Source organism: Caldisalinibacter kiritimatiensis, assembly GCF_000387765.1.
In the GTDB taxonomy this organism is placed as follows: domain Bacteria; phylum Bacillota; class Clostridia; order Tissierellales; family Caldisalinibacteraceae; genus Caldisalinibacter; species Caldisalinibacter kiritimatiensis.
The window spans coordinates 19547-27421 of the sequence record NZ_ARZA01000111.1; the positions used below are offsets into that span (position 1 = coordinate 19547).

General features: G+C 31.7%; 4 protein-coding genes. All 4 read right to left on the reverse strand.

Annotated elements, in window-relative coordinates:
• Positions 1–211 precede the first annotated feature (211 nt).
• The 4 genes from glmS to L21TH_RS05585 all read right to left on the reverse strand — a co-directional run bounded on the left by glmS (position 212) and on the right by L21TH_RS05585 (position 7741).
• Positions 212–2038, reverse strand: a complete 1827-nt coding sequence (gene glmS, locus L21TH_RS05570; protein WP_006311275.1) for a glutamine--fructose-6-phosphate transaminase (isomerizing) — start codon at positions 2036–2038, stop codon at positions 212–214.
• 733 nt (positions 2039–2771) lie between these two features.
• Positions 2772–3782: a LacI family DNA-binding transcriptional regulator gene (locus L21TH_RS05575; protein WP_006311278.1), complete on the reverse strand. Its 1011-nt coding sequence runs from the start codon at positions 3780–3782 to the stop codon at positions 2772–2774.
• Between the two features lie 36 nt (positions 3783–3818).
• Positions 3819–6173 (reverse strand): glycoside hydrolase family 65 protein, encoded by a 2355-nt coding sequence (locus L21TH_RS05580; protein ID WP_006311280.1) that lies wholly within the window; start codon positions 6171–6173, stop codon positions 3819–3821.
• A gap of 179 nt (positions 6174–6352) precedes the next feature.
• Positions 6353–7741 (reverse strand): ABC transporter substrate-binding protein, encoded by a 1389-nt coding sequence (locus tag L21TH_RS05585; RefSeq protein ID WP_006311282.1) that lies wholly within the window; start codon positions 7739–7741, stop codon positions 6353–6355.
• Positions 7742–7875 lie beyond the last annotated feature (134 nt).

Here is a 7875-nt window from a genome sequence, read left to right on the forward strand (position 1 = left end):
AAGTTAGCTTTCTTCAATTTTAACTTCTGTGACTTATATTTCTTATCTAAAGACTTCTTTTATGTTATCACATTAAGTCATAATATTCTGTAACATATGTTACTACACAATAAAAAAATCATGATTCTAATGTCCTGAAAAGACAAAGAATCATGATTTTTTATGACAACTTTTTTAAAAACGACAAATTTATTTCCCAGGTAATATCATTCTACTCAACAGTTACTGATTTTGCTAAGTTTCTTGGTTTATCTACATCGCAACCTCTCATTACTGCAACATAATATGCTAATAACTGAAGAGGAATTACATTTAATACTGAAGTTAACTCATCTATAACTTCTGGTATATAGATTACACTATCAGCAGTCTCTTCAATATCTTCATTTCCTTCTTTAGCTAAAGCTATAACATAAGCTCCTCTAGCTTTTACTTCCTTAATATTACTTACCATTTTCTCATATAGATGTTCTTGAGTTGCAACTGCAATAACCGGTGTTCCCTCTTCTATTAATGCTATAGTTCCGTGCTTTAACTCACCTGCTGGCATTGCTTCACAATGAATATAGGATATCTCTTTTAATTTCAATGCTCCTTCTCTAGCAACATCATAATCTATACCTCTACCTATATAGAATATGTGCTCTGCATTGTAAATTTCTTTAGCAGCTTCTTTTACTAAATCTTCTTTTTCTAATAAGCTCTTAACTTGTTTTGAAAGCTTATTTAATCCATTTAATATTCCACTGTAATCTTCTTCTGTAATAGTTCCTTTTATAGTAGCCATTTGCATTGCTATTAAAGCCAAAGATACAAGTTGAGTTGTATATGCCTTTGTAGATGCAACAGCAATTTCAGGTCCTGCCCAGGTATAGAATACATCGTCAGCTTCTCTAGAAATTGTACTACCAACTACATTAGTTACTGCTATAACCCTTGCACCTTTTTCCTTTGCAAGTCTTAATGCAGCTAATGTATCTGCAGTTTCACCTGATTGGCTTACAACTATCATAAGTGTATTTTCATCTATGAATGTATTTCCATATCTAAATTCTGATGCTACATCTGCTATAACCGGAACATTTACATACTTTTCTATTAATATCTTTCCTAATAATCCTGCATGATAAGCAGTACCACAAGCTATAATATAAACTCTGTTGATTCTGTCTAATTCTTCCTTAGTTATACTTATATCATCTAGTCTTATTTCATTTTCATTATTAACCCTTGGTGATAATGTGTCTCTTATAGCTTTTGGTTGCTCGTATATCTCTTTTAGCATAAAGTGGTCATATCCACCTTTTTCTGCAGCTTCAACGTCCCAATTCACTACATATACATCCTTTTTAATAGGAGTTCCATCTGTTTTCATTAACTCTATTTTATCTTTTTCAAGTATAGCCATTTCTCCATCTTCAAGGATATATACCTTTCTTGTATGTTTCAATATTGCAGGAATATCTGACGCTATAAAATTCTCACCTTCGCCTACGCCTACAATCAAAGGACTATCTTTTCTTACTGCTACTAATCTATCTGGATTATCCTTATTAATTACACCTAATGCATAAGCTCCTTCAAGGTCTGCAACTGCCTTTTTAACCGCTTCAACTAAATCTCCTTCAAAATGATAATCTATTAAGTGTGAAATAACTTCCGTATCAGTTTCAGAAACAAATTTATATCCTTTTTCTTGTAATTGTTGTTTTATTTTCATATAGTTTTCTATGATACCATTATGAACAACTGCTATACTTCCTGTAGAATTTGTATGAGGATGAGAGTTTACATCTGATGGTTCACCATGTGTAGCCCATCTAGTATGACCTATACCAATTGTACCGTTTATATCCTCATTCTGAATATTTTCTCTTAATACTGATAATCTACCCTTATATTTTTTTACTTTTACCTCATCATTTCCTAATACAGCAATACCTGCTGAATCATATCCTCTATATTCAAGCTTTTCAAGCCCTTCTATCAAAATCTCCGCTACATTTCTATTTCCTATATATCCAACTATTCCGCACATATATATTCTCCTTCCGCCAATTTTTAATTATATCTACATTCACATTAAATCCATACTTGTGTTACATAATTTACGCATGACAAATAAACCCATCAAAAAATGGGTTTTAACTACCCGATTCCCTTTGTTCCTGTAATTGCTTACAGGTTTTGTAGGAATCTTTATCGGTGGTAGTTTCACCGCAGGGCACCCGCCGATACTTCGATAAACCCTGTCCTCGTCAACTTAAAGATAAACCTATCTTTAAGTCCTGGCGCTTTAAATATTATTAAATTATATTAACTTTATTTTCTATAAGCAACACCTCCGTTGTAATAAATTGATTGATATAGTACGTAAAGAACGTACTATATAGACATTATAACATTTTTTAGATAAATTTTGTTTACTTTTTTTAATTTTTAATCAAACTGTAATGTTATACCATTCTATAATACATTTTATTTGATACAATAATATTAAGTGCTTGGATAAATAAAAAAATCGACTAAAGTCAATTTGTTAGTTAGTAGTTCGTTGTCAGTAGTTAGTAGCATTTTAGTCAGTTCTTAGTTCTCAGGAGGATATTGGAAAGAATTAGGCTATTCGCTGTTCGCTTTTCGATAATGATATTACTAATATTCTCTCTACCTTTAAAACTTATATTCAACTTAATTACAACCTATAATGTAAATATACTTTCTTAAAAACAATAATTGCCTAGTGTAATCTACTAGGCACTATCACAAAGATATTATTCGTTTTTCATTGTACTTTGTCTAACAACTAACTTATGTGGCAATACATAAGTCTTACTTTCTACTTTTTCACCTTTTATCATTTTATACATTAACTCCATAGAAAGGGCTCCCATGTCATATATTGGCTGTCTTATAGTAGTTATTGATGGTATGAACATAGAAGCCAAGGGAATATCATCAAATCCTACTACTGAAATATCTTCTGGAACCTTTAACCCCTTTTCCACTACGCAATTGATAACTCCACATGCCATCTCATCGTTTACACAAAATACAGCTGTAGGAGGAGAATCTAATTCAAGTAAGTCTTCCATAGCTTTATATCCAGTATCTGCTTTAAAATTACCTTCTTTAACTAACTTTTCATCAAAATCTATTCCATAGTCCTCTAAGGCTTTTTTATATCCTTCATATCTTTCTACCCCTGCCGTTTCATCACTTAAAGGTGCTCTCACTATAGCAATTCTATGATGATTTTGTTTAACTAAATATTCTGTAGCATCATACCCAGCTAAGAAATTATCTATATCAACATTTGGAATATCAAATCCCCAGAATTTACGGTTTACTGTTACAGTTGGTCTTGTATATTTCTCAAAGAATTTTCTATGCTTATTAGTTATTTCATGGGTCATAAATATTATTCCTTCGACTTCTTTCTCCCATAACAATTTTAGAAAATCCATCTCTTTTTTTTGGTTAAAGAATGAATTACATAATAATATGTTATAGTCATATTTATTGGCTACTTCTACCATACCTTTAACAAGCTCTGAATAAAATGGGTTTGAAATATCAGGAATAAGAAGTCCGACTACCTTTGTCTTCTTGTTAACTAAGCTCCTTGCAATAAAACTTGGTTTATAACCCGTTTCCTCTATTACTTTCATTACCCGACTATAAATTTCTGGACTCACATATTTGCTATCATTTAAAACCCTTGAAACAGTTGCCTTTGAAACCCCAGCCATTTCAGCAATTTCTTTTATTGTGATTTTTTTCATAATTCCCACTCCCGATACAATTAATAAAAGAGTCCATTAATTATGTTCTATAGGTACTTTCACCATTTCATCATCTGTTAAACTAATTGACTTACTTCCATGCTTAAAATTAATTGGCTTCCCGTCTAATAATTTATAAGTTACATTTTCTCTATCAACATTAACTTCTACTCTTCTTCCTTTAAACATTATTCTAAATCTATATCCATCCCAGTTATTTGGTAAATATGGATTGAATTTTAACTGTCCTTTTTCTACTCTCATACCTGCAAAACCATTAACAACACTCATCCAAGTACCGCCCATACAAGCAGTATGTACTCCGTGTTGCGAGTTATTATGATAATTATCTAAATCAATTCTAGCTGTATGCATAAAGTACTTATATGCTTTATCATTGTAGCCTATTTCTGATGCTAATATACTAAACACACAAGTAGATAATGAAGAGTCGTGGGTAGTTACAGGCTCATAGTAGTCATAGTTCTTTTTCTTAACTTCTTTAGTAAACTCATCACTATATAAGTACATAGCCAATAATACATCCGGCTGTTTACATACTTGATGTCTATATATAACTAAGGGATGATAATGTAATAGCAATGGATAATTTTCTTTTGGAGTATTCTCAAAATCCCATACTGGCTTCTCTAAAAAGTTGTCATCTTGAGGATATATGTCTAATTCTTCATCATAGGGTAAATACATGTTGTCAGCAGCTTTTTTCCATTCATAAATTTCATCTTCTTCTAAATTAATTTTTTCTTTTATTCTATTATAAACGTCTAAATATTTATCTTTTAACAAGTTAGCTACGTCGTATCCAAACTCTAAATTCATTTTTGCCATATAGTTTGTATAAAAGTTATTATTAACTATAGCTGTATATTCATCTGGTCCCGTTACGCTATCTATACAAAACTTATTTCCTTTTTTAGGTATATAGCTTCCTAAATCAGCCCATAATCTTGCTGTCTCAAATACCATTTCTGCTCCATACTTTAGTAAGAAATCCATATCTTCAGTTACTTCAATATATTTTTTCACTGCGTATATTATATCAGCATTGATATGGTACTGAGCTGTCCCTGCAGGATAATAAGCTGAACATTCTTCGCCTGCAATAGTTCTCCAAGGATAAAGAGCCCCTTTTTTATGAGCCATCTCCCTAGCCCTTTTTCTTGCGCTGTCTAAAATGCTATATCTATACTCTAATAGTTTTCTCGCAATTTTTGGATAATTATATAAAAAGAATGGGAAAATATAAACTTCTGTATCCCAAAAATAATGTCCTTCATATCCTTGTCCTGTAAGACCTTTTGCTGCAATATTAGTTTTGCCGTCTTTTCCTACAGACTGTAATAAGTGGAACTCATTAAATCTAATTCCCTGTTGTAATGCTTTGTCTCCCTTTATTTCTACATCAGCATGTTCCCAGAATTTGTTTAGAATTTCAATATGTTCTTGTAAATTTTTCTCAAATCCCTTTTTCCTTGCTATAGTAAGTGTTTCTTTGGCTTTAGGTATCAATTCATCATCTAAATAATCCCTAGATGTATAATAAGTAATGTATTTATTTAAAACTATTTTTTCTCCTTCTGTAGCATCGATTATATATTTATTCTCAACTCTTTGTTCTATCTCTTTGTTTTCTTTAGAAAAATTACATGTTGTTTTTAATTCATTTTCCATTCCACATACTAAAGTAAACTTTGTATTTGGAGTTTTTTGTACAATAATTCCTAAACTATCTGATAGAAATTTATCTTCTAATGTCAATGGTTGATGCTCAAGTGCAGAACCTACCCTTGGGTCATTTTCTGTCTGTAGGTTTTTAACGTCGCCATCTAATGCAGAAGCTATAGTTATTTTGCCCGAGAAGTTTAGTGGAACTACTTCGTAGTTTATAGATGCTAAATGTTTATTAGCAAGAGATATAAACCTTTTTATCTTTATGTTTACTTTTTTACCTTTTGGTGACTCCCATATTACATCTCTTGTCAATGTTCCTTTCTTCATACTCAATATTCTTTTATATGAAACGAGATTTCCAGAAAACATATTAAATTCTTCGTCATCTATATAAAGCTTTATTATCTTACTATTAGTAACATTTAACATAGTCTGTCCGTTCTTAGCATAACCAAAAGCTGGTTCTCCATATTTAATTGGATGTGTTTCATAAAATCCATTTAAATAAGTACCTTCTACTGAAGTATCAGACGGCCCATTATAGCCTTCTTCAAAATTACCTCTCATTCCTATATATCCATTACCTAATGAAAAAATAGTTTCATCTAAATAATTTGTTTCTACATCAAAATTTTCTTCAATTATATTCCATTCATGTAGTGGATATATACTTTCCTTTACAAAATTATCTCTCACCATAAATATCACCTCTTTATATGCAAAATTATTTACTAAGTCATTTTCTATTTATTAATTAAAATATATTGAAAATGTCCGGAAGTATAGTTAAAATTAATTAAACCTCCGGACATTTATAAACTCTAATTAATGAGCTTTAAGTTGACTCAACCTGCTATAATTTTCACTTGCTTTTTCTATTACTGAGGTTCACCTATCTCAAATCCAGTTAAATCTTGTAAATCTAATTCAAGTTCTTCTAATGCTGTTTGTGCATCATTTTCACCTGTTAATACAGAGTAAACTGCTTTAAAGAATAACGTTGATACTTGATTGTATTTTGGTGAAGTAGCTGTAGATGGACGAGCTACTGCATTAGTAAATACGTCATATAGACTTCCCATGAATGGACTTGCTTCTAATACCTCTTCATCTTTATATAGAGCCTTAATAGTTGGGTTCATTGAACCTTCTATAGCTCTCATTTTTTGCATTTCATATGAAGCTAAGTATAAAGCAACGTCTGCTGCAATATCAGGATGTTCACTGTATTTGCTTACTGCTAATTGCCATCCACCTAAAGTAGCTGCACCTTTACCACTCTTACCTGCTGGAAGTGGAGCAACATCAAATTTACCTTTGATTGCACTATCATCAGCATTACCTAAGCTATATGCATATGGCCAGTTTCTCATGAATGCAGCATTTCCTGCTTGCCAAATATTACGTGCATCCTCTTCAGCCATTCCAGTTACACCTTCTGGTGAAATAGTTCCTACCCAGCTTGCAGCCTTTTCTATTATTTCTACTGCATTCTCATTGTTAATAGTTATCTTCTTATCAGGGCTTACAATAGTACCTCCACCATTAGAGTATACCCATTCTAAAGCATCACAAGTAAGTCCTTCATAAGAATCACCTTGCCATACATATCCATAAAAATCTTCATTACCTTCTGCTCTTTCTCCCTCTTGAATAGTTTTAGCTGCTTCTTCTAACTCATCCCATGTCTTAGGTACATCTAGATTGTACTTTTCTAGTAAATCAGCTCTATAATATAGTAGACCTGCATCTGTAAACCAAGGAATAGCAACTAATTTACCATCAACTGTGTTATTTTCTATTATAGCTTCAAAATGTTGGTCTGCAACCTCTTTAGCTCCATATTTATATAAGTCAACAAAGTGGTCAGCTAAGTCCCCTGGCCAAATAACATCTATCTGATATACGTCTACCTCTGGACTTTTAGCTTCTAAGAATTGTAAATATAATCCTAATCTATCTTGAGCTAAGTCTGGAGTATCTAATACTTTTACTTCAACATTTGGATGTTCTTTCATGTACTTATCTGCAGCCTTTTTAGTTAATTCTAGCTCTTGACCTACAGCACCACCTGCTACAGTAATAACAACTTTTTCATCTGATGATGCTTCTTCCTTATCATTTGACTCTGTGTCACTACTTTCTGTTGATTCAGTTGTAGTTTCTTCTGTTTGGTCAGGTTGTTGTTGATTACTACACCCTACTGTAAATGCAGTTAAAGTTAACATGAAAACTAACATTAAAGCTAATAAAGATTTTTTTCTCATAAGCCTATTTCCCCCTTATATTTTTTATTTTTAAATTTATTTTTTTAAATATTTAATTTTAATTATTGATAACCTCGCTAGGCATCCCCCCATAATTTTATATTTATAGCTCGTTGCAGAACTCTACAACTCGC

Bases quoted from the DNA above. Each gene is read 5' to 3' on its own strand.
- glmS (WP_006311275.1), bottom strand. From the start codon at position 2,038: ATGTGCGGAATAGTTGGATATATAGGAAATAGAAATGTAGCGGAGATT.
- L21TH_RS05575 (WP_006311278.1), bottom strand. From the start codon at position 3,782: ATGAAAAAAATCACAATAAAAGAAATTGCTGAAATGGCTGGGGTTTCA.
- L21TH_RS05580 (WP_006311280.1), bottom strand. From the start codon at position 6,173: ATGGTGAGAGATAATTTTGTAAAGGAAAGTATATATCCACTACATGAA.
- L21TH_RS05585 (WP_006311282.1), bottom strand. From the start codon at position 7,741: ATGAGAAAAAAATCTTTATTAGCTTTAATGTTAGTTTTCATGTTAACT.